Below are 21052 nucleotides of genomic sequence, written 5' to 3' on the forward strand. Positions count from 1 at the left end.
GGGGTTTGGGGGCGGAGCCCCCGAGGGGGTGGGGGGTGGACCTAGGTGCACCCCCGAGCCGGGTGGCCGGGCCAGTGACCCGGGGGCGCAGGGTCGGGAAGACTGGCCGTATGGAAATGACAGCGGTCGGGAGTGGTGGGGTGCGGGCCAGGGCGCGGAGCGCGGCCGTGGCGGGGGCCCGGGCGCTGGCCCTCGCCGTGGGCGGACTGACCGGCTCGATCGTCCTGTTCGTGCTGGCCGTCGTGTCGATCGCGCTGGTGCCGGTCGGCGTCGGCATCGTCACGACGCCGTGGGTACTGACCGGCGTACGCGCGTTCGCGGACCGGCGGCGGATCCTGGCCGCGGAGTGGTGCGGGGTACGGATTCCGCCGGCGTACCGCCCGCTGCCGGCGGACGCCAACCCGTGGGCCCGCTGCTTCGGAATGCTGCGGGACCCCGCCACCTGGCGGGACCTGGGCTGGCTGCCGGTCGACATGACCGCGGGTTTCGTGACCGCGCTGCTGCCGGCATTGCTGCTCTTCTACCCTCTGGAGGGGTTCGCGCTCGCCCTCGGCCTGTGGCGGGTCTTCACGGACGGCACCCGCGTCGGCTGGTGGTACGGCTTCGTGCCGGTCTCCGGACAGGCCACCGCGCTCGCGGCGGCCGCGCTGGGCGCCCTGCTCCTGGCCGCATCCCTCTACCTCAACCCACCGCTGCTGCGGGTCCACTTCCTGCTCACCAGGTCCGTGCTCGCCCCCAGTGAGGGCGAACTGAGCGAGCGGGTAAGGGTGTTGACCGAGACCCGGCGGGACGCCGTCGACACCTCCGCGGCCGAACTGCGGCGCATCGAGCGGGATCTGCACGACGGAGCACAGGCCCGGCTCGTCGCCATGGGCATGGACCTGGGGACCGTCGAGGCACTGATCGAGAAGGACCCGGCCAGGGCCAGGAAGCTGCTCGCCGAGGCCCGCAGGTCCTCGGCGGAGGCGCTCACGGAGCTGCGCGACCTGGTGCGGGGCATCCATCCGCCGGTGCTGGCGGAGCGCGGACTCGGCGACGCCGTACGGGCGTTGGCGCTGCGGCTGCCGCTGGTGAGCGAGGTGAACGTGGACCTGGCGGGCCGCGCGGACGCGCCCGTCGAGGCCGCCGCGTACTTCGCCGTCAGCGAGGTGCTGACCAACGCGGTCAAGCACTCCGGCGCCGACCGCCTCTGGGTGGACCTCCACCACGCGGACGGCATGCTGCGGATCTCCGTCACGGACAACGGAAAGGGTGGCGCGCGCACCGGCGCGGGCACCGGGCTCACCGGAGTGGAGCGGCGGCTGGGTACATTCGACGGCGTCCTGGCCGTCAGCAGCCCCGCGGGCGGTCCCACGATGGTGACCCTGGAGATTCCGTGCGCGTTGTCCTAGCCGAAGACCTCTTCCTGCTGCGCGACGGACTGGTCCGGCTGCTGGAGGCGTACGACTTCGAGATCGCCGCTGCCGTCGAGACCGGGCCCGAACTCAGCCGCGCACTCGCCGAGTTGGCGCCGGACGTCGCGGTGGTCGACGTACGGCTGCCGCCCTCGCACACGGACGAGGGGCTGCAGTGCGCACTGGAGGCGCGCCGGAACAGACCCGGGCTGCCGGTGCTGGTCCTGTCGCAGCACGTGGAGCAGCTGTACGCGCGGGAGTTGCTCGCCGACGGCACGGGCGGGGTCGGCTATCTGCTCAAGGACCGGGTGTTCGACGCGGAGCAGTTCATCGACGCCGTACGGCGGGTCGCGGCGGGCGGCACGGCCATGGACCCGCAGGTGATCCAGCAGCTGCTGTCCCGGCGCTCCAGCACCGACCAGCCGCTGGGCCGGCTGACCCCGCGGGAGCGAGAAGTACTCGAACTGATGGCGCAGGGACGCTCGAACGCGGCGATCGCCGGCCAACTCGTCGTCACGGAACGGGCGATCGCCAAGCACACCTCGAACATCTTCGCCAAGCTGGATCTCGAGGTCTCGGACGACGACAACCGACGCGTTCTCGCGGTGCTCGCCTATCTCGACCAAGGCCGCTGACCAAGATTCAAACCTGTTCCGGGAGATCAACTACCGGAGAAATAGCGGCTTCTGTGGCCCTTGTGCCGGAATTGACCTCATGAACTTCTAAGAATTTCCGGCGGTCACTGAACACCTCACGCGCCCCCTGCGTATGAATGGGAGCCGCTTCACTCCTGTCGGGTACCTCGCTGCCCCGCAAGGAAGTCAGAGGAGTTCCATGGGACGCAACATACGAAAACGCCGTTCGCCGCTGGCGGTCCGCGCCATAGCAGCGTCGGCTGCCCTAGCGCTCGGCGGGGGCGGGCTGATCTGGGCGAATTTCTACGCTTCGGCGCATGAGACGAACTCTGCGCAGAACAGCACGAAGTCCGCCACCGGCTGGGTGGCGACGATCGACTGTCCGGACGTCGGCCAGAAGCTCTCCAGTGTGCCCCAGCAGGCGCGTGGGGAGGTCGACGGTGAACTGGCCACGATGGACCAGCAGATCACCGATGCCTACCAGCGCCTGAACACCACACGGGACGCACAGACGAAGGACGCGAACTTCGTCCAGAACTCCGTGCTCGGCCCGCTCAAGGACCTGCGGAAGGTGATGATCGACCGGATCCAGCTGGAGATCAACCGGGTCGGAGGCAACGCGCCCGAACAGCTGGACGACCTCGCCACGTGCAGTGGCCGCCCCGCCGATCAGACCCAGACCAACGCGGGTGGCCAGAACAACGGCCAGCAGCAGAACAACGGTGGGCAGCAGCAGAACAACGGCGGTCAGCAGCAGGGCGGCGGTCAGCAGCAAGGCGGCGGTCAGCAGAACAACGGCCAGCAGCAGGGCAACGGCGGTCAGGCCGGTAACGGGCCTGTCGCGGCCGACTTCGTCGACATCACGAAGGTCCAGCCGAACGTCTCCAAGAAGGCCCGGACCAAGCGCGGCGGCTCGACGGGCACCTTCACGAGCGCGTGCGGTGTGAACGAGAACAAGAAGTTCAACACCGACAACGTCATCGTGGCGCCGGGCGTCACCAACGGCGCGCACCACCTGCACGACTACGTCGGCAACCAGTCGAACGACGCCTTCGCCAACAACGACACGTTCGCGGCAGCCCAGACCACCTGCTCCAACCAGGGCGACAAATCGTCGTACTACTGGCCGGTCGTGCGCATCCAGAACGGTTCGCAGGACTTCGACCAGAACAACGACGGTGGTGGCAAGGAAGGCAACGTCGGCCAGATCCAGCAGGTGAAGGAGGCGCAGATCAAGTACGTCGGCAACGCGAAGAGCAAGGTCGTCGCGATGCCGAAGTTCCTGCGCATCATCACCGGTGACGCGAAGACCCTGACCAACGGTCTCGCGAACGCCAACGCGCACTGGAGCTGCACCGGCTTCGAGAACAAGGTGCAGCTGACGGAGCAGTACCCGATCTGCCCCCAGGGCAGCAGCGTGGTGCGTTCCTTCGCCTTCCAGAGCTGCTGGGACGGCCAGAACATCGACAGCGCGAACCACCGCACGCATGTGGCCTTCGCCGACGCGCAGGGCAACTGCGCCAACGGGTTCAAGGCGATCCCGCAGCTGACGATGCGCCTCGTGTACGACGTTCCGGCGCCGACTCTGGAGAACGGGCAGGTCAAGAACGCCTACGCGGTCGACGGCTTCCCCGAACAGCTGCACAAGGCGAGCACCGACCACGACGACTTCATCAACGTCTTCGACACGGGCCTGATGAACAAGATGGTCAACTGCATCAACCAGGGCAAGCAGTGCAAGTGATTCCTCGCGGCAGCACCGGCAGGCGCTGCGAGTGACCACATGACGAGGCCGGCGGTGGGAGATCCCGCCGCCGGCCTTCGTCATGTCATGTTGTGTCATGTCGCCCCGGGGCGCTTCCGGAGCCGCTCCGGAAACACCCCCACCCCCCGATCCTGCGCGGTCAGCCGCTGTGGGTACCGGAGTGTGTGGCCTCGGTCCCCCCACCACCACTCGCCGAGTGGTGCGAGGCCCCCTCCTCCATGGTCCCGCCGAGCTGGCCGCGCAGCGCCATGACCGTCTTCATCTCGCCGACGGCGACCCACTTGGCGCCGACGAGGTACGCGCCGCCGTAGTCCTTCGCGCTGTTGAGCCATTCACGCTGGCCCCGGTCGGTGGCGAAGGTGGCGAGGATGAACTTGCCGTCGGTGTTCTTGCAGACGGCCTGGCGGATCTCGTCGGCGTCCGTCTGGATGTCCGGCTCGCACTTCACCTCGGACGCGAGGTCCTCCAGGCTGCCGGTGGCGGTGGCCGGGACCTTGTCGTCCTGGTCGGCGGCGCCCGATCCGCCGCAGCCGGTCAGTGCCAGCAGGGCCACGGCCGCGCCGGCCGCCCCCGCCGCAAGCTTTTCGCGCGTGATCCTCATACGTTCCTCCGGTTCCTTCCGGCGACACGAACTCGCCAGCTCCGTTCGCACCGTTGAGCACAGCGGCCCGTCCGGTTAGCGTGCCGCTCCTGTCGACACAGGGGGCACACAGATGAACAGTCCGTCGCGACGCACGGTGCTGGGCACGGCCGGTGCCATCGGCCTCGGGACCACCCTCGGGGTGACGGTCCCGGCCCACGCCGCTGAGAGCCCCGGCGAGGGCCCCGCCTTCGATACGGCTCCCGCACGCTCCGCGCTCAATCGACTGCTGCCCGGCCATGCGGACCAGTTCCGGCTCAGTCTCCTCAGACCGTCCGGCGGGCGCGACCGTTTCCGGGTGACGGGCACCACGGGGCACATCCAGGTGACGGGTACGACACCCGGCGTCCTGCTCACCGGCGTCCATTTCTACCTGAAGTACGTCTGCGGGGCGCACCTCGCCTGGAACGGCTCCCAGCTGAACCTGCCGCGCCGGCTGCCCGCACCCGCCCGCCCGCTGGCCCGGGACACCGCGCTCCCCCACCGGTTCGCGCTCAACGACACCAACGACGGCTACACCGCCCCGTACGCGGACTGGGCCTACTGGGAGCACCAGATCGACCTCCTCGCGGTGCACGGCTGCAACGAGGTCATGGTCATCGCGGGCACCGAGGCCGTCTACCACCGTGTCCTGAAGGACTTCGGCTACAGCGACGCCGAGGCCCGCGCCTGGCTGCCCGCGCCCTCGCACCAGCCGTGGTGGCTGCTGCAGAACCTCTCCGGGTACGGCGGCCCGCTCTCCCCCGAGCTGATCGCACGACGCGCGGCGCTGGGCCGGCGTATCTGCGACCGGCTGCGCGAGCTGGGCATGGCGCCGGTGCTGCCCGGCTATTACGGACATGTCCCGAAGGGCTTCGTCGAGCGCAACGGCGGTGACGCGCACGTCGTGCCGCAGGGCGTCTGGCACGGCTTCGAGCGCCCGGACTGGCTGGATCCGCGCACCGACGCCTTCGCCGCGGTCGCCGGGTCGTTCTACCGCCATCAGCGGGACGTCTTCGGCAAGGCCGCCCACTTCAAGATGGACCTGCTGCACGAGGGCGGGACGGCCGGTGACGTGCCGGTGCCCGCCGCCGCCCGCGGAGTGGAGACGGCGCTGCGGACGGCGCACCCCGGCGCGACCTGGGTGATCCTCGGCTGGGAGGCCAATCCGCTGCCCGCGCTCCTCGACGCCGTCGACAAGAAGAAGATGCTGATCGTCGACGGCGTCTCCGACCGCTACACGAGCGTCACCGACCGCGAGCGCGACTGGGGCGGCACCCCGTACGCCTTCGGCACGATCCCCAACTTCGGCGGCCGTACGACGATCGGGGCCCGCGCGCACCTCTGGAACGAGAAGTTCTTCGCGTGGCGGGACAAGACGGGCAGCGCGCTGGCGGGCACGGCGTTCCTGCCGGAGGCCACCGACCGGGACCCGGCCGCCTTCGAGCTCTTCTCGGAGCTGGCGTGGAGTCCCGCCCGGATCGACCGGGCCGCCTGGTTCTCGTCGTACGCCGACTTCCGCTACGGACGGCGGGACTCCCACGCCCGGGCCGCCTGGCGGGCGCTGCACGACACCGCGTACCAGCAGCGGGCCGTCGAGCGCAGCGACCCGCACGACTCGCTGTTCTGTGCCCGCCCCGACCTCGCCGCGAACCGCGCCGCCGAGTACGCGCCGCGTGCTCTCACCTACGACCCGGGCCGCTTCGACGCCGCGTTCGCCGGACTGCTCGGCGTGAGCGGGAGCCTGCGGGGCAGTGCCGCGTACCGGTACGACCTGGTGGACGTGGCCCGGCAGGCGCTCGCGCACCGCAGCCGCCAGTATCTGCCCCAGTTGAAGGCCGCGTACGACAGGAAGGACCTCGGCACCTTCAAGGTGCTGGCGGCGCTGTGGCTGCGGCTGATGGGGCTCTCGGACGACATCACCGGGACGCATCCGGCGTTCCTCCTCGGGCCGTGGATCAACGACGCGCGGCTGCTCGCCACGAACGACGACGAGCGCGCCGAGTTCGAGCGGACCGCCAAGGTCCTCATCACCGTCTGGGGCGGGCGGGCCACCTCCGACGCGGGCGACCTGCACGAGTACGGCAACCGCGAGTGGAACGGCCTGCTGGCCGACTTCTACCTGCCGCGCTGGCGTAAGTGGCTCGACGCGCTGCAGGACGCGCTCGCCACCGGGACACCGCCCGCGGCCGTCGACTGGTTCGCGTTCGAGGAGCCGTGGACCCTGGAGCGGAAGGACTACCCGCTGCGGCCGGTGGGCGATTCCTACCGGACGGCCGCGCGGATCCGGGACGTCCTGTCCCGCGCGCCCTATCAGGGCTCCCTCCGGGTCACCGCCGAACCGCCCGCCTTCCCGCCCGGCGGCCACGCGCGCGTGGAGGCCGTCTTCACCAACGTCAACGGCCTGCGGGCCACCGGACGCGTCGACTTCGAGCTCACCGGCATCGACGCGCGGCCACTGGGGCCGACGTCCCTGGAAAGCGTGCCGGCCGCCGGGTCCGGCACCGTCCGCTGGTCGGCGAGCGCACCCGGGACCCCGCTGGACCGCCCGCTGCGTCCGCTGCCGTACGCGCTCGTGGTGCGTTACGGGCCCCGGGGCGAGGACCGGGTGCGCAGCGAGTCCGACGGCACCCTCTTCGAGGCGGGGCCGCTCGCCGCGGGCTGGACGACGTACTCCGGGAACGCGGCCGTCTTCGGGCAGCTCGGCGACCGGTTCGCGATCGACGGGGCGGGCGCGGACCTGTGGAAGGGCACCGCGGAGTTCGGGACGGTGTACCGGAAGGGGGCCCTGAAGGACGGGGTGTCGGTGACGCTGCGCGTCGACTCCCAGGCGGTCACCGGCCCTTGGGCCCGCGCGGGGATCGTCGTCCGCAACAGCCTGGCCACCCCCGGGTCGCCGGGCTTCCTCGATCTGGCGGTCACGCCGGCCAACGGGGTCGTGCTGTCGTACGACACGAACGGCGACGGCACCCTCGACACGTACAAGCGCGTCACCGGGATCAAGGCGCCGGTGCTGCTGCGGCTGACCCGGGCCGGTGCCGCGTTCACGGGGGCCTGCTCGGCGGACGGCGGGGCGAGCTGGCGGACGGTGGCGACGGTGCCGGTGCCGGGTGCTGCCGACGTCCAGGACGTGGGCCTGTTCATGAGTGCCACGAACGGGGGCGGCGGGGCGCGCGGCACGGTGGAGTTCAGCGGCTGGACGATCGGTTAGGACCCGGCGGACGGCGCGGTCACCACGGGCCGCGCCTCCATGATCACGGAAAGGGCATGTCGTCACGGGCACACCTGTGCGAGGGTGGGCCCGTGAACGACGACTGGGAAAAGCGCGTGACGGCCGCCTGGGCCACCTTCGACGACTACGACGAGGAGCACGGGGCGGACTTCCGTGCTGTGATCGACGAGCTCGTCGCCGAGCTGCCGGCCGACAGCCCGCTCGGCCCCTTCGAGCAGGCCTGCGCCTGGGACTCGACGGGCCACTCGGACAAGGCCGTTCCGCTGTACCGCGAGGCGCTGGCCCGCGGGCTCAGCGGCTACAAGGGCCGGCGCACCAGGATCCAGCTCGCCAGCTCCCTGCGGAACATCGGGCAGGCCGAGGAGGGTGTCAAGCTCCTCACGCCCGAACTCCTCACGCCCTCGGACGAGTTGGACGACGCGGTACGCGCCTGTCTCGCGCTGTGCCTGGCCGATCTGGGCCGGGAGCGGGAAGGTCTCGCGCTCGTGATCGGCGCGCTCGCGCCCCATCTGCCGCGCTACCAGCGGTCGATGGCGAACTACGCGCGTCTGCTCGTGGAGCCGGAGGCGTAGGGAGCGTCTTCTCCCCGCGGCTCTTCGGCCAACTCGCCGCGGTCCAGGTGACCATCCAACGATTCGCTCGTTTTGCTGAACGTGCAGTCACAGGATGTAGCCCCGCGCCCCGCGCCCGCGTCAGGACCGGTCGTCGATGTCGAGCAGGCCGAGGCCGCGCTCGTCGAGCACTATCCGCGGCTCGTCCGGCTCGCCTATCTGGTGCTGCCGCCGAGCCTCGGCCGCAACCGTCGGGTGCTCACGGCGCACGCCCTCACCCAGCGGGCCCTGCCCCGCGGGCGGACGTCCGCGGCCGTGATCCCGGCCCAGCCGACGGGCCGTGACGGCGACCCGGGCTACGCCTTCGTCCGTCTCCAAGTGCTGCGCAGCGCGCTGGAGGCGGGCCTGCCGCTCCGGCGCCCGGCCTGGCCCAAGCGGTCCCAGCTGCCGCCGCTGCTCCCGCAGGTGTGGGGCCTCAGGCTCTTCCCGCGGTCGGGCGGCGCCGATGAACTCGCCCTGGACCAGCGCCTTTCCGCGCTGAGCGGACCGGCCCGCGCGGCCTACGTCCTGCGCGGCCTGGAGCAGCTGGCCGACACCGATGTGCGCAAGGCGCTGGACGCGGCGGGTGTCGAGGACCCGGAGGCGGCCCTCACGGAGTCCGCCGAGGTGACACCGCAGAACGACCTGCTGCTCTCCCCCGAGTTCGACCCCTGCTCGCTGCACGCCAGGCCCACCGACCTGATGCGGCGACGGCAGCACCTGAAGGCGGCGCTCGCCGCCACGGCGGCCGTCGCGGTGTGCGGCGCACTGCTCGGTCTGCCCGGCGACGGCTGGGGGCCGGACGGGGCCGCCGCACCCTCGTACGCGCAGAATCCGGCCGCCGAAGCGGCCCTGGACCCGGGGAAGCTGGCGAAGGTCGCCGCGACGGCCTGGCAGTCGTCCGCGCGGACCGACTTCTCGGTGTGGCCCGCGCGCGGAAACCTCACCGGTGACCGCGCGCTGCTGCGGCGCGCCCTCGCCGTGTGGGCCAGGCCCGGCGAGTCCGTGCAGGTCTCCGCGACCCCCGGGACCCCGTCGGGCGCTCCGCCCGGCCCGCCCCAGCTGCTCTTCGCGGGCGACGTCGACCAGGCGCGGGTGGTGCTCCTCTACGACGGTCTGCGCATCGCGCGGTACGCCGAACCCAAGGACGGGACGAGCGGCGCCGCCCTCGACTTCGCGCGGGTCGACGGCGCGACCGGCGCCGAGGCGGCCGCGGTGGTCCTCGACCGCGTCGACGGCAACGTCCGCTACCTGACGGCTCCTTGGGTGCGCAAGGCGGCCGCCCGGGATCTGCTGAAGGCGAGTTCCGCCCCGCTCGACCTGGGCCTCTCGGCGGACGGCGTCACCGGTCCGCTGGCCAGCCCCGCGCAGCAGACCGGCGACTGCCGCTCCTGGCGCGCCCTGCAGCTGACGGACAACTCGGGCACGCGGCTGATGAGCGACCTCGGCGAGCTCACTCCGGCGCACCTCACCACGGGACGCCCCACGGCACCCCACGAGGTGTCCGGAGCACAGGCGCTCCAGACCTGGTCGCCCTTCGCCTGCTCCCTCGCCGCGGTGCGCTCGGGAGGCGTCCGGTCGGTGAACGCCTGGCAGTTCGCACAGCAGCCGCTGCCCGACGCGAGCGGGTCGGCCGCCTGGGTGTGCACCCGGGCCGACACCTGGCGGGGCGGCGGCCCGCGCGTGCTGGCGCAGTTCCACACACCCGGCGGGCTGTACGGCGCGGTCGCGGCGAAGGCGGAGAACTCGCCCGCGTGCGGCTCACGCGATCCGCATGTACTGGCGGGTGTGCTGTGGAAGTCGGGGACGGGGTCCTGGTACCTGCTCGCCGCCGGCAGCAAGGACACGGCCTCGGTCAGTGCCACGGGCGGCGTCCACGGCTCCGCCGAGGGCTCCCTGCTCGCCGTACGGACCGAACAGGGGACCCAGGCCGCGCTGAAGGGGACCCTGGCGGACGGCAGGTCGATCACCGGCCTGCGCTAACTGACATTCACGTCAACAAGTCCCCGCACGGGGGTTCTCCCGGGAACTACCCGTCAGTACATTGACGCCATGTCCAATAACCAGGCGGTGTCCAATAACCAGGCGGCCCGGCTGCCCCGTCCGGTCGAGTCCGAGCGGATCGCCCTCAAGGCACGGAAGGTGTCGTTCTCCTGGGAGGACACGCCTCTGCACTGGGTGCCGGGGGACCCGTTCACCACGCACACCATCAATGTGCTGCATCTGCTGCTGCCCGCCGGTGAGCGCTGGTTCGTCCATGTGTACAAGCAGGTGCTGCCCTACATCCGGGACGAGCGGCTGCGCGAGGACGTCATCGGGTTCATCGGGCAGGAGGCGATGCACTCGCAGGCGCACGACGAGGTGCTGCCGCATCTCAAGGAGCAGGGTCTCGACCCGACGCCGTACACCGCGCAGGTCGACTGGCTCTTCGAGAAGCTGCTCGGCGACCGCACCCTGCCGCCGGGCAGGGCCAGGAAGTGGTGGCTCATGGAGCGGGTCGCGATCATCGCGGCGATCGAGCACTACACCGCGTTCCTCGGCGACTGGGTGCTGAACGCGGCGGAACTCGACCGGCGGGGTGCCGATCCGACGATGCTCGACCTGCTGCGCTGGCACGGCGCGGAGGAGGTCGAGCACCGGTCCGTGGCCTTCGACCTGTTCCTGCACGTCGACGGCGGCTACCGGCGCCGGGTGCGGACCTGGGCGACCGCCTTCACGGCCCTGGTGTTCCTGTGGCAGCGCGGGGCGCGGTTCTTCATGGAGAACGACCCGACCCTGCCTGCCGGCCGCGCCACCTTCAGGGACTTCCACGCGAGTACGAAGGCGAGGGTGCTGCCGTCCACCGGGGCCATGCTCAAGTCCATACCGCGCTATCTCAGCCGTGACTATCACCCGTCCCAGGAGGCGTCGACCGCGCAGGCCGTCGCCTATCTCGCCTCCTCCCCCGCCGCCGTCGCCGCCACCGCCGCCTCCTCCTCTCCTGTCTCCGCCGCCGCTGCCTCTGATGCCTCTGCCGCCTCCGCTGCCTCCGCTGCCTCCGCTGCCGAGCGGGGAGGCGCGTGATGCCCCGGCTGCGGACCGTCGCGGCCGTCGCCGGTACCGCCCTGCTCGTCCGGCGCGCGATGCGGCGCCGGATCGAGGCCTCGCCGCTGTGGCCGCTGCCCGCCCTGGAGGAACCGGTCTCCGGCCGGCCCCGCTCACGGGCGCTGCGGCTGCTGGTCACCCGGCACGAGAGGATCGCGGACGGGGTCGTACAACTGCGCCTGGAGGGGCGGAACCTGCCCGCCTGGGAGCCCGGCGCCCACCTCGATCTGGTGCTGCCGTCGGGGCTCGTACGGCAGTACTCGCTGTGCGGGGATCCGGAGGACACGTCTTCGTACACCGTCGCGACGCGGCTCGTGGGTGCGGCGGAGGGCGGGCGCGGCGGCTCCCGCGAGGTGCACGACCAGCTCCGGGAGGGCATGGAGGTCGAGGTGCGCGGGCCGCGCAACCGCTTCCCGCTCGTGCCGGCGCCCGCCTATCTGTTCGTCGCCGGCGGCATCGGGATCACGCCGGTCCTGCCGATGCTGCGCGAGGTCCAGGGCCGCGCGGACTGGCGGCTGGTGTACGGCGGGCGCACCCGCGCCTCGATGCCGTTCCTGGAGGAGATCGAGAAACTGCGGGGCGGTGCGGTCACCGTCGTCGCCGAGGACGTGGACGGACGGCCGGATCTCGACGGTCTGCTGGCGGACCTTCCCGAGGGCACCGCGGTCTACTGCTGCGGGCCGGAGGGGCTCATGGAGGGGGTTTCGCGCGCCCTGCCCGCGCACTGCGGTCTCCATCTCGAGCGCTTCACCGCACACACGTCCACCGAGGGCAACGGCCCCTTCGAGGTCGAACTGCGCCGCAGCGGCCGTACGTTGACCGTCCCCGCCGACTCCACCGTCCTCGCCGCCGTGCGGGCGGAACTGCCCGACACCGTGTACTCCTGCGAGCAGGGGTTCTGCGGGACCTGCCAACAGCGGGTCCTGGAAGGGGAGATCGACCACCGGGACGAACTGCTGACAGATGCGGAGCGTGACGACTCGATGCTGATCTGTGTATCGAGGGCGCGCGGTGAACGAATTGTGCTGGATATGTGAACACCCATGGCCGGACCGGGCCGTTCCGGGCCGGATCCGATCGGTAAGGTGTTCGCATGACAACCGGGGTACGCCGCAGGATGGGTGTCGAGGAGCGGCGGCAGCAGTTGATCGGCGTCGCCCTCGATTTGTTCAGCCGACGCTCGCCGGACGAGGTCTCGATCGACGAGATAGCCTCGGCCGCGGGCATCTCGCGGCCGCTGGTCTACCACTACTTCCCCGGCAAACTCAGCCTGTACGAGGCCGCGTTGCAGCGGGCCTCGGACGATCTCGCCGGGCGGTTCGTGGTACCCGAGGAGGGGCCGCTGGGCTCGCGGCTGCTGCGGGTCATGCGCCGGTTCTTCGACTTCGTGGACGACCACGGGCCCGGCTTCTCGGCGTTGATGCGCGGCGGTCCCGCGGTCGGCTCGTCGAAGACCAACGCGCTCGTCGACGCCGTACGCCAGGCGGCCTACGACCAGATGCTGGCGCACATGAAGATCGAGAATCCGCCGGCCCGGCTGGAGCTGGTGGTCCGCTCCTGGATCTCCCTCGTCGAGTCGACGGCGCTGATCTGGCTGGAGGGGCGGCGGATTCCGCGCGGCGAGCTGGAGCTGCAGCTCGTGCACGACTTCGGGGCGCTCGCGGCCGTCAGCGGCGCGTACGACGAGGAGATGAGCGCGTTGCTGCGTACGGCGCTCAAGGACGAGCCGGGCGACGGGCCGTTCGGTGACCTCGTCGTCCGGCTGATCGCGCTGGCGACACCGCCGGTGGAATAGCTTCTTCCGGCCGGCCTCGCCTCCCTGCGGAGTTGGCCGACCGCGCCGGCCCCCACCCCGCCGGTAACGCTTACCCCTCGTACTTGCGGTACGACGCGTCGAGGTCGCGTACCTCGGCGGACGCGTGCAGTTCGAGGCCGTCGGCAGGCTTCACATACGTCTTCAGCAGCCCAAGTGCCGCCTCGGTCAGCTTCGCCTTGGTCTCGTCGGTCCGCCCGGCCAGCAGCGCGATGGTGACGTGGATGATCGCGTGTCCGCGGACGTCGGCGCCGACCACCGTGTCCTCGGTCCGGCGGAACTGCGTCTTGCACGCGCCGATCCGCGCGGCCGCCGTGTCGACCAGTTCCGCGTGCAGCGCCGGTGCGAACCCGGCACGGTCGAAGGCGTCGTCGAGCGTCGCGGAGTAGTCGACGGTGATCTGCGGCATGGGCACTCCTGTTCCAAGGGACGTCTGTTCCAGGGGGACGTCCTGGTCACCCTAACCGCAGCGCGAGCAGGGCGATGTCGTCCTCCCGGTCGCCGCCGAAGCAGTCGAGGAGGGTGTCGCAGAGGGCGGCGGTCCCGGACGGGGCGCCGGCCGCGACGGTGCGCAGGTGCTCCATGGAGACCGCGAGGTCCGTACCGCGCGTCTCGATGAGCCCGTCGGTGATCATGAGAAGCCGATCCGTGGGCATCAGGACCGCCTCGGTGGGCGGCGGACGGTCGAGGCCCAGGCCGAGCAGTGGGCCGGATCTCGACCATGACCGTGGCCGCGTCCAGCGAGTGCCCGACCACGTCCCCGACCGCGGTGAGCACTCCGTCCGAGGTGGGCAGTGCCGCGTAGAAGTCGCCGCCGATGTCGGTCTGCCGGGAGGCGGGCATCTCAAAGCCCTCGGGCACGGGTGGTGGGGGCAGGCCCGGGTTCGGCCGCCTGCCCCCGCCAAGTTACTGCGCTATCGCGAGGCCGGGGCGAATACCGCGACGGTACGACCCGGGACGGCGAACGTCCCCGATTCCGCCCTGTAGGACGCCGACTTGACGATAGGGTCCGCGCCGGACGCCTGCACGGGGTGCAGCCCGTACGCGGTCCCGGCCAGGGCGCCGATCCGCTGTTCCTGCTTTTCGGGCGTCGCGTTGAAGACGACGACGAGGCCGCCGAGCCGCATGGTGATCACACCGGGCGTCTCGTCCTTGCCCGACAGCGGGAAGGACAGCTTCGACCGGACCTCGCCGGCGCTGCCGAGACCGAAGCCGTCCGCGGTCGTACGGATCCGCAGCAGGTCCCGGTACGCGGCCGAGGCGCCCTCGATCTGCTCGCAGCCCACCTTGACGGACGTCAACAGCGGTGTGGCGTAGGGCCACTTGGAGGCGTTGTCGGCCGCCATCGGCAGCCCGCGCCCGAATCCGTTGCCGTCCCGGCAGTTCCAGTGGATGGCGTTGAACCAGTCGCCGCTGTCGTACGAGTTGCGGTCGAGGGACTTCGAGCGCAGCAGGTCGGATCCGGCCTGGGAGAGAGCCGGGCCCTGGGAGAGGGCGGCCGTCGCCAGGGCGAGGACCTGCATCCGGGCGCGGTCGTCCGCGGAGGTGCCGCGCGGGAGTTTGTACGTGAGCGCGTCGTACAGGGACTCGTTGTCGTGCGCGTCCGCGTACGCCAGGGCGTCACCGGGCGCGTCGGCGTAGCCGGCGGGCTGTCCGTTGTAGTCGACCTCGGAGCCCTTGACCTCCTTGCCCGCGGAGTCGGTGAACCGGTACGCCGCCAGGTTGCCCGACAGGCCGACCTTGATGAGGTCCTGGTAGTGCAGCAGACGGGCCTTCTGCTCGGCCGGTGTGCCGTTGGCGGCCGAGGAGTTGGGGTCGGTGTAGAGGCCGGAGGCGAAGCCCTGGACGCCGGGGTCCTCGTCGAAGGGGCCGCCCCCGCGCACGGCGTCACGGGCGCGGTCGGAGAAGGTCGCGATGCCCGTGCCGGCCATGTTCTTCTGGGTGGCCTGCACGAACCGCGCGTCGTCGGCGACCTCACCGAAGTTCCAGCCCTCGCCGTACAGGACGATCTTCTTGCCGTCGACACCGTCCTTCGCGGGGGTCAGCGCGTCGAGGGCCTTCCTGACCGCCAGGATGTTGGCCTTGGGCTGGTGTCCCATGAGGTCGAAGCGGAAGCCGTCGACCTTGTACTCCTTGGCCCAGGTGACGAGGGAGTCGACGACGAGCTTGCCCATCATCGCGTTCTCGGTCGCCGTGCCCGCGCAGCAGGTGGAGGTGGCCACCGAGCCGTCCGCGAGCAGCCGCTGGTAGTAGCCCGGCACGATCCTGTCGAGCACGGAGGTGGCGGCCTGGCCGCTCGCCGCGGTGTGGTTGTAGACGACGTCCATGACGACCCGAAGGCCGTCCCCGTTCAGCGACTTGACCATCTCGCGGAACTCGACCGTGCGCCGCGTACCGTCCGGATCGCTCGCGTACGAGCCCTCGGGAACCGTGTAGTGGTACGGGTCGTAGCCCCAGTTGTACGCGTCCTTCGCGGCGGTCTTCGCCACGCACTCCTGCTGTTTGTCCGAGTCGGCCGCGTACGAGGCGAGGTCGCAGCCCGGCGTCGCCCGGTCGGACTTCTTCTCGGGAATCGTGGCGATGTCGAACGCGGGCAGCAGATGCACGTACGACGTACCGGCCTTCGCCAGCGCCCTGAGGTGCCGGGAGCCGTCGCTGTCCCGGTCGGTGAAGGCGCGATAGGTGCCCCGGTCCTTCGCGGGGACCGTCCTGTCCTCCGCCGAGAAGTCGCGGATGTGCAGTTCCTGGATCTGGGCGTCCTTGAGGGCCACCGCCTTGGGCTTCTTCAGGTGCGACCAGCCGCTCGGAGCAAGGGACTTGGCGTCGAGGTCGGTGACGAGGCTGCGCGCCGAGTCGGTCGTGAGGGCCACCGAGTACGGGTCGGTGACCTTGTTGGTGACGACCTTCCGGACCGTCGGCGCCCACACCTTGACGACGTACCGGTAGGGCTTGTCCGCCCAGGACTTCCTGCCGGTGACGGACCAGACGCCGGTGGTGTCGTTCCGCTTCATCGCGACCGCGGAGCCGTCGAGGTCCAGGCGCACCGACTGCGCGGTGGGCGCCCACACGGAGAGCGTGGGCGTGCCGTTGTCGAAGACCGGTCCCAGGTGCGCCTTCGTGGCGTCGTACAGATCGTCCAGTACGCCTGCGAGCTGCACGCCGGTCGCCGCGAGCACGGCGCCGTTCGCCGCGCGTTGCGAGGCGACGAGCTGGCCGCGCAGGGCGTCCCGCACCCGGTCGCGGTCACGCGGGTCGACGGACCAGGCCGCGTAGTCCTTCAGGTGCGGGAACGCGGTCTTCTGGGCGTCGGTGAGCCTCGTCCTCGACAGGCGCAGCCACTTGGCGTTCCCGGTCAGGGTGCCGTCCTGTACGGCGATCGAGCCGTCGTGCGCGTAAAGCAGCTGGGTGGAGGCGGCCGCCTCCGAGCCGTTCCAGGCGAGGGTGTTCCGGTCGATCCACACCGCCTTGGAGGTGGTCAGGTCGAGCGCGGCCGCACTGCCCGCGGGCTGCGGGAGCAGGTACTTCTCCTGGCCGCCGAGCATCCACACCTCGTGGCCGTTGGCCGTGAGGTCGAGCGACTGGTCGGACGGGAGGTCCTTGTCGTCGCCGTTGTGGAGGATGTAACTGAGGCTGGTGGCACCCTCGGTGAGCGGCACCTCGAAGACCGCGCCGTAGGCGTCGGTCCGCGCCGGTTCCAGAGGCTTCGACCAGTCCGTGGGCGTCGCGGCGCCGGTCCAGACGTGCAGTCCCCAGCCGTCGTACTTCCCGTCGGCGCGGTGGTAGTGCAGGACCGCCTTGGTCTTGTCCTGCGCCGGATAGTCGGGCCGTTCGGTGCGTACGGTCTCCTTGCCCTGTTCGAGCCAGACCTCGCCAGTCCTGGTGACGTCGATTGTGCGGTCGGCGGAGACGTCCTTGGTGCCGTCCTTGTCGATGACGAGGAACCCGACGCTGGAGGCGCCCGGCTTCAGCTTGACGTAGGCGAAGGCTCCGTAGGCGTCGCGGCCGATGAAGTCGTGGCCCGCGGGCCAGGTCGTCGACTCGCCGTCCGCGAGGTCGCCCCAGGCATAGAGGCGCCAGTCGGTGTAGTCGCCGTCGGGGCGCTTGTAGTGGACGATCGCGTAGTCGCGGGAGGAGGCGGTCGGGACCTCGGCGGCGGGCGGGGTGCCGGTGGCGGAGGCGGCCGTCGCGCTCGCCGTGCGTCCGGCGGAGTCGATGACAACCGCCTTGTAGCGCAAGGGGGTTGCAGCCGGGACGGTCTTGCCGATGGTTTGGGTGACCTTGTACGGGGCGTGGTCGGCGGAGCCGAGTGTCCGCCACTTTCCGTTGCCGGTCTGGGCGGCGAAGACCACGCGGTTGAGCTGTCCCCCCTCGACGGTCGCGGAGAGCTCGACGGTTCCGGTGGCGCCGGCGTCCGGTGCCTTCAGGGTGAGTGCGGGCTTCGAGGCGGGTGCCGGGAGCCGGCCCCCCGCCTTGAGGACCACCGCGGAACCGGCCGGGACGGTGACCGTGACCTTCTTGTCGGAGCCGCTCCTGACCGACGCCTCGGTCCCGTACTCTCCGCGGAACGTCATGTCAGCGGAGCCGGTCGCGAAGGTCGCCGTCCGTGCTTCGTCGGCGTTGTTGAGGGCGACGAGGTACTCGGTGCCGGCACCCGTGCGGGAGAAGGCGTACACGCCCGCGCCGTCCGCCGCGTACCGCTCCGTCTGGACGCCGTCCGCGAGCGCGGGGTTGTCCTTGCGGAGCTTGGAGAGAGCGGCGATCTCCTGGTAGAGCGGTGCACTCGTGTCGTACGCGTCGCTCGCGTGCGTCCGGTCTGTGCCGAGCTCGTCGTCGTCCAGGTAGTCGGCGGTCTTCGAGGCGAACATCGGCTGGCGGGCGTCCTTGTCGCCGCCCGCGCCGGTGAAGCCCTGCTCGTCGCCGTAGTAGACGACGGGGTTGCCGCGGCCGAGGAACATCAGCTCGTTGGCGAGCCGGTCCTTCTTGAGCAGTTCGGCGTCGCCGGCCCCGGGGTTGTCCTGGTTCAGGAAGTAGCCGATGCGGCCCATGTCGTGGTTGCCGAGGAAGGTGACCTGCTCGTACGCGTTGGCCTTGTCCGTCGTGTACTTGTAGTCGTCGCCGAAGACCGAGGCGAGCTTCCGGGCGCTGCCTCCCTGGGAGGCGTACGAGCGGGCCGCGTCCTGGAAGGGGAAGTCCAGCGTGGAGTCGAGGCGGCCCTGGGTGACGTACGGCGAGGTGACCGAGGTGTCGGCGGAGTAGACCTCGCCGAACATGAAGAAGTCGTCCCGGCCGTGCTTCTTCGCGTAGGCGTCGAGGGCGGTGGCCCACTGCGTCCAGAACTCCATGTCGACGTGTTTCACGGTGTCGATCCGGAAACCGTCGATGTCGTAGTCCCCGACCCACTTCTCGTAGATCTTCTCCATGCCCCGCACCACCTCGGGACGCTCGGTCCACAGGTCGTCGAGGCCGGAGAAGTCGCCCTGGTCGGAGCTCTCGCCGGCGAAGGTGGAGTCACCGCGGTTGTGGTACATCGTCGGGTCGTTGAGCCAGGAGGGGACCTTGGCGTTCTTCTTCTCGGCGGGCACGACCGGGGTGCGCGGGAAGGAGTCCTTGTCGACGGCGGGGAACCCGCTCGTCCCGTCCGCGTAGTCGGCGTCGTCGAAGGGCCGGCCGTCCTTGGTCAGATACGGGAAGGCGCCTTTGGAGAGGTAGCCGTAGGACTTCTCCTCGTAGTCGACGACATCGGCCGTGTGGTTGGTGATGACGTCGAAGAAGACCTTCATGCCCTTGGCGTGGGCCTTGGAGATCAGCGTCTTGAGGTCCTGGTTGGTGCCGAAGTGCGGGTCGACCCGGGTGAAGTCGGTGATCCAGTAGCCGTGGTAGCCGGCCGAGGCGTCCTTGCCGGTGCCCTGCACGGGCTGGTTCCGGAAGATCGGCGCCATCCAGATGGCCGTGGTGCCGAGGCCCTTGATGTAGTCGAGTTTCCGGGTCAGGCCCTTGAGGTCGCCGCCCTGGTAGAAGCCCTTGTCGGTGGGGTCGTAGCCGGTCGACAGACGGGAGCCGGTCAGGCCGCCGCGGTCGTTGGACGGGTCGCCGTTGGCGAAGCGGTCCGGCATGACGAAGTAGAACTGCTCGCGGGTGGCGTCGTGCCGGGCGGGCTCGGCGGCGAGCTTCGCGTCCGACGGCGGTGGCGGCGGGGTCGCGGCCTTCGCCGCGAGGGGGTGCGCAAGCGATACGGCCAGCGCGGCGGCGGCGATGACGGCTGCCGTCCGGCTGTGGCGGTGGGAGCGGCGCGTGCGGGGCGCCGACCCTCTCGGTATCAGGTCCACAGGCGTGAACTCCTAGCGAATACGGCGTTCTTGGGTCCGACCCCACGCTGCATCCCGGCTACGGTGCCGGGCGCCCGCGTGACCGTATCGCTTACGCAAGGTTTACAGCAAGAGTCGTGCAACGAACAGCAAGAGCTTTCAGCAGCTGCTCTTGCCGGCGTACAGGGCGAGGGCGGTGCCCGCGCCCAGCGTCGCCGTGAACTGGCCGGAGCCGTTGACCGTGACCGTCGTGTTGTTCTGCACGTTGCAGTACGTCCCGGCGGCCAGTGAGGTCTGGTAGGTGCGGTTCAGCGAGCCCGACTCGTGGTTGATGGCCACGAACCCCTTGCTGCCGCGGCCGAAGGCGATGGCGTCGCCGCCGTTGTCCCACCAGTTCGTGACCGACTGGCCGCGCGTGGTGTTGCGGAAGGCCACCATCGACTTGATCTCCGGCCAGGCGTGCTGGCACTTCCAGCCGTCCTGCCAGCAGGCGTTGACCGTGCCGCCGTTGGGCGGTCCCGCGTCCGTCGAGGACCACTCGTAGCCGGAGTTGATGTCCGGGGCACCGTAGGGGTAGGCGAGCATGAAGACGTTGGCGAGGGTGTAGTTCGCGCCGTCCTTGTAGTTCAGCGTCGAGCCGTTGCGCTCGGTGTCGTGGTTGTCGACGAAGACACCGGAGACGCCACTGCTCATATAGCCCCAGCCCTCGCCGTAGTTCTTCAGATAGGCGAGGTTCTCGTTGTTGAAGACCCGCTTGAGGTCGTAGGCGTACCGGAACTCCTGGACGTCGCCGTTGCCGGTGTACTCGGTCGGCTGGACGGCCTCACCGGAGCCGTAGATGACCTCCTGCTTCCAGTACACGGACGGATTGCTCAGCCGTGACTTGATGTTCGCGAGGTCGGCCGCCGGGATGTGCTTGGCCGCGTCGATACGGAAGCCGTCGACGCCGTATCCCAGCAGGCTGTTCAGGTACCCGGCGATGGTCTTGCGGACGTACTCCTCGCCGGTGTCCAGGTCGGCGAGCCCGACGAGCTCGCAGTTCTGGACGTTGCCGCGGTTGGTGTAGTCGCTGATCGACGCCGTGCAGTCGTCCATGTCGTACGAGGAGTACAGGCCCGGGTAGTTGTACTTCGTGTACGAGGAGCCGCCGGTGCCGGTGCCCGAGCCCGCCGACATGTGGTTGACGACCGCGTCGGCGACGACCTTCACACCCGCCGCGTGGCAGGCGTTCACCATGTTCGTGAAGGCGGTCGCGTCACCGAGCCGCCCGGCGATCCGGTAGCTCACGGGCTGGTACGAGGTCCACCACTGCGAGCCCTGGATGTGCTCGGCGGGCGGGGACACCTGGACGTAGCCGTAGCCGGCCGGGCCCAGGGTGGTGGTGCACTCCCTCGCGACGGAGTCGAATTTCCACTCGAAGAGGACGGCCGTGACGTCCTTCGAGCCGGGTGGTGATGCCTGGGCCACTCCTGTGGGGAGGGTGACCGAGGCCGCCATGCCCGCCGCGAGGACGGATATGGCGGCCAGAGTTCTCCTGGCCATGTGAACTCCTGCACGTCGTTGTGCGGGTGGGGGACATGAGGGTGCGGGGGCCGGAAGTTGCGTACTGAACAAC

Annotated in this window: 13 protein-coding genes and 1 pseudogene; 9 read left to right on the forward strand and 5 right to left on the reverse strand. The window is 70.5% G+C overall.

What is annotated here, in order from left to right:
* Positions 1-116: 116 nt before the first annotated feature.
* From ACFVYF_RS02540 to ACFVYF_RS02550, 3 genes are all read left to right on the forward strand, one after another.
* Positions 117-1391 (forward strand): sensor histidine kinase, encoded by a 1275-nt coding sequence (locus ACFVYF_RS02540; RefSeq protein WP_389450617.1) that lies wholly within the window; start codon positions 117-119, stop codon positions 1389-1391.
* Positions 1376-2029, forward strand: a complete 654-nt coding sequence (locus ACFVYF_RS02545) for a LuxR C-terminal-related transcriptional regulator (RefSeq protein ID WP_389449584.1) — start codon at positions 1376-1378, stop codon at positions 2027-2029. The genes ACFVYF_RS02540 and ACFVYF_RS02545 overlap by 16 nt, the downstream gene beginning before the upstream one ends.
* A 199-nt stretch (positions 2030-2228) precedes the next feature.
* On the forward strand, positions 2229-3773 hold the full coding sequence (locus ACFVYF_RS02550) for a DUF1996 domain-containing protein (protein ID WP_389449587.1): 1545 nt from the start codon (positions 2229-2231) through the stop codon (positions 3771-3773).
* 160 nt (positions 3774-3933) lie between these two features.
* Here the strand turns inward: ACFVYF_RS02550 and ACFVYF_RS02555 are convergent, their stop codons facing one another.
* Positions 3934-4395 (reverse strand): hypothetical protein, encoded by a 462-nt coding sequence (locus ACFVYF_RS02555; RefSeq protein ID WP_389449590.1) that lies wholly within the window; start codon positions 4393-4395, stop codon positions 3934-3936.
* A 112-nt stretch (positions 4396-4507) separates the two neighbouring features.
* Here ACFVYF_RS02555 and ACFVYF_RS02560 point away from each other — a divergent pair, with 112 nt between their 5' ends.
* From ACFVYF_RS02560 to ACFVYF_RS02585, 6 genes are all read left to right on the forward strand, one after another.
* On the forward strand, positions 4508-7624 hold the full coding sequence (locus ACFVYF_RS02560; protein WP_389449593.1) for an alpha-N-acetylglucosaminidase: 3117 nt from the start codon (positions 4508-4510) through the stop codon (positions 7622-7624).
* A 56-nt stretch (positions 7625-7680) separates the two neighbouring features.
* Complete coding sequence (locus tag ACFVYF_RS02565) at positions 7681-8217, forward strand: tetratricopeptide repeat protein (RefSeq protein ID WP_389449596.1); 537 nt, start codon at positions 7681-7683, stop codon at positions 8215-8217.
* 81 nt (positions 8218-8298) lie between these two features.
* Positions 8299-10218 (forward strand): hypothetical protein, encoded by a 1920-nt coding sequence (locus tag ACFVYF_RS02570; protein WP_389449598.1) that lies wholly within the window; start codon positions 8299-8301, stop codon positions 10216-10218.
* A gap of 69 nt (positions 10219-10287) precedes the next feature.
* Positions 10288-11298 carry a metal-dependent hydrolase gene (locus ACFVYF_RS02575; RefSeq protein ID WP_389449601.1) on the forward strand — a complete coding sequence of 337 codons (1011 nt, stop codon included), beginning with the start codon at positions 10288-10290 and terminating at the stop codon, positions 11296-11298.
* Positions 11298-12356: a PDR/VanB family oxidoreductase gene (locus tag ACFVYF_RS02580; protein WP_389449603.1), complete on the forward strand. Its 1059-nt coding sequence runs from the start codon at positions 11298-11300 to the stop codon at positions 12354-12356. Before ACFVYF_RS02575 ends, ACFVYF_RS02580 begins: the two co-directional genes overlap by 1 nt.
* A 56-nt stretch (positions 12357-12412) precedes the next feature.
* A complete protein-coding gene (locus ACFVYF_RS02585) occupies positions 12413-13114 on the forward strand; it encodes a TetR/AcrR family transcriptional regulator (RefSeq protein ID WP_389449606.1) in 702 nt (233 codons plus the stop codon).
* 70 nt (positions 13115-13184) lie between these two features.
* Here the strand turns inward: ACFVYF_RS02585 and ACFVYF_RS02590 are convergent, their stop codons facing one another.
* The 4 genes and pseudogenes from ACFVYF_RS02590 to ACFVYF_RS02605 form a co-directional block, all read right to left on the reverse strand.
* The gene (locus ACFVYF_RS02590; protein WP_389449609.1) at positions 13185-13541 is read right to left on the reverse strand and encodes a 5-carboxymethyl-2-hydroxymuconate Delta-isomerase; all 357 of its coding nucleotides are present in this window, start codon (positions 13539-13541) and stop codon (positions 13185-13187) included.
* Between the two features lie 46 nt (positions 13542-13587).
* Positions 13588-13975, reverse strand: a pseudogene (locus ACFVYF_RS02595) (SpoIIE family protein phosphatase); the annotation flags it as partial.
* 71 nt (positions 13976-14046) lie between these two features.
* Positions 14047-19452 carry a pullulanase-type alpha-1,6-glucosidase gene (gene pulA / locus ACFVYF_RS02600; RefSeq protein ID WP_389450620.1) on the reverse strand — a complete coding sequence of 1802 codons (5406 nt, stop codon included), beginning with the start codon at positions 19450-19452 and terminating at the stop codon, positions 14047-14049.
* A 144-nt stretch (positions 19453-19596) separates the two neighbouring features.
* A complete protein-coding gene (locus ACFVYF_RS02605) occupies positions 19597-20979 on the reverse strand; it encodes an alpha-amylase family protein (protein WP_389449612.1) in 1383 nt (460 codons plus the stop codon).
* Positions 20980-21052: the final 73 nt, after the last annotated feature.

Origin of the sequence: Streptomyces sp. NPDC058274 (genome assembly GCF_042881375.1) — a bacterium.
Lineage (GTDB): Bacteria > Actinomycetota > Actinomycetes > Streptomycetales > Streptomycetaceae > Streptomyces.

What these genes read in the sequence shown, in the direction of transcription:
- ACFVYF_RS02540 (WP_389450617.1), top strand. Translation starts at nt 117, where the DNA reads ATGACAGCGGTCGGGAGTGGTGGGGTGCGGGCCAGGGCGCGGAGCGCG.
- ACFVYF_RS02605 (WP_389449612.1), bottom strand. Translation starts at nt 20,979, where the DNA reads ATGGCCAGGAGAACTCTGGCCGCCATATCCGTCCTCGCGGCGGGCATG.
- ACFVYF_RS02575 (WP_389449601.1), top strand. Translation starts at nt 10,288, where the DNA reads ATGTCCAATAACCAGGCGGTGTCCAATAACCAGGCGGCCCGGCTGCCC.
- ACFVYF_RS02550 (WP_389449587.1), top strand. Translation starts at nt 2,229, where the DNA reads ATGGGACGCAACATACGAAAACGCCGTTCGCCGCTGGCGGTCCGCGCC.
- ACFVYF_RS02580 (WP_389449603.1), top strand. Translation starts at nt 11,298, where the DNA reads ATGCCCCGGCTGCGGACCGTCGCGGCCGTCGCCGGTACCGCCCTGCTC.
- ACFVYF_RS02565 (WP_389449596.1), top strand. Translation starts at nt 7,681, where the DNA reads ATGTCGTCACGGGCACACCTGTGCGAGGGTGGGCCCGTGAACGACGAC.
- ACFVYF_RS02560 (WP_389449593.1), top strand. Translation starts at nt 4,508, where the DNA reads ATGAACAGTCCGTCGCGACGCACGGTGCTGGGCACGGCCGGTGCCATC.
- ACFVYF_RS02585 (WP_389449606.1), top strand. Translation starts at nt 12,413, where the DNA reads ATGACAACCGGGGTACGCCGCAGGATGGGTGTCGAGGAGCGGCGGCAG.
- ACFVYF_RS02555 (WP_389449590.1), bottom strand. Translation starts at nt 4,395, where the DNA reads ATGAGGATCACGCGCGAAAAGCTTGCGGCGGGGGCGGCCGGCGCGGCC.
- ACFVYF_RS02590 (WP_389449609.1), bottom strand. Translation starts at nt 13,541, where the DNA reads ATGCCGCAGATCACCGTCGACTACTCCGCGACGCTCGACGACGCCTTC.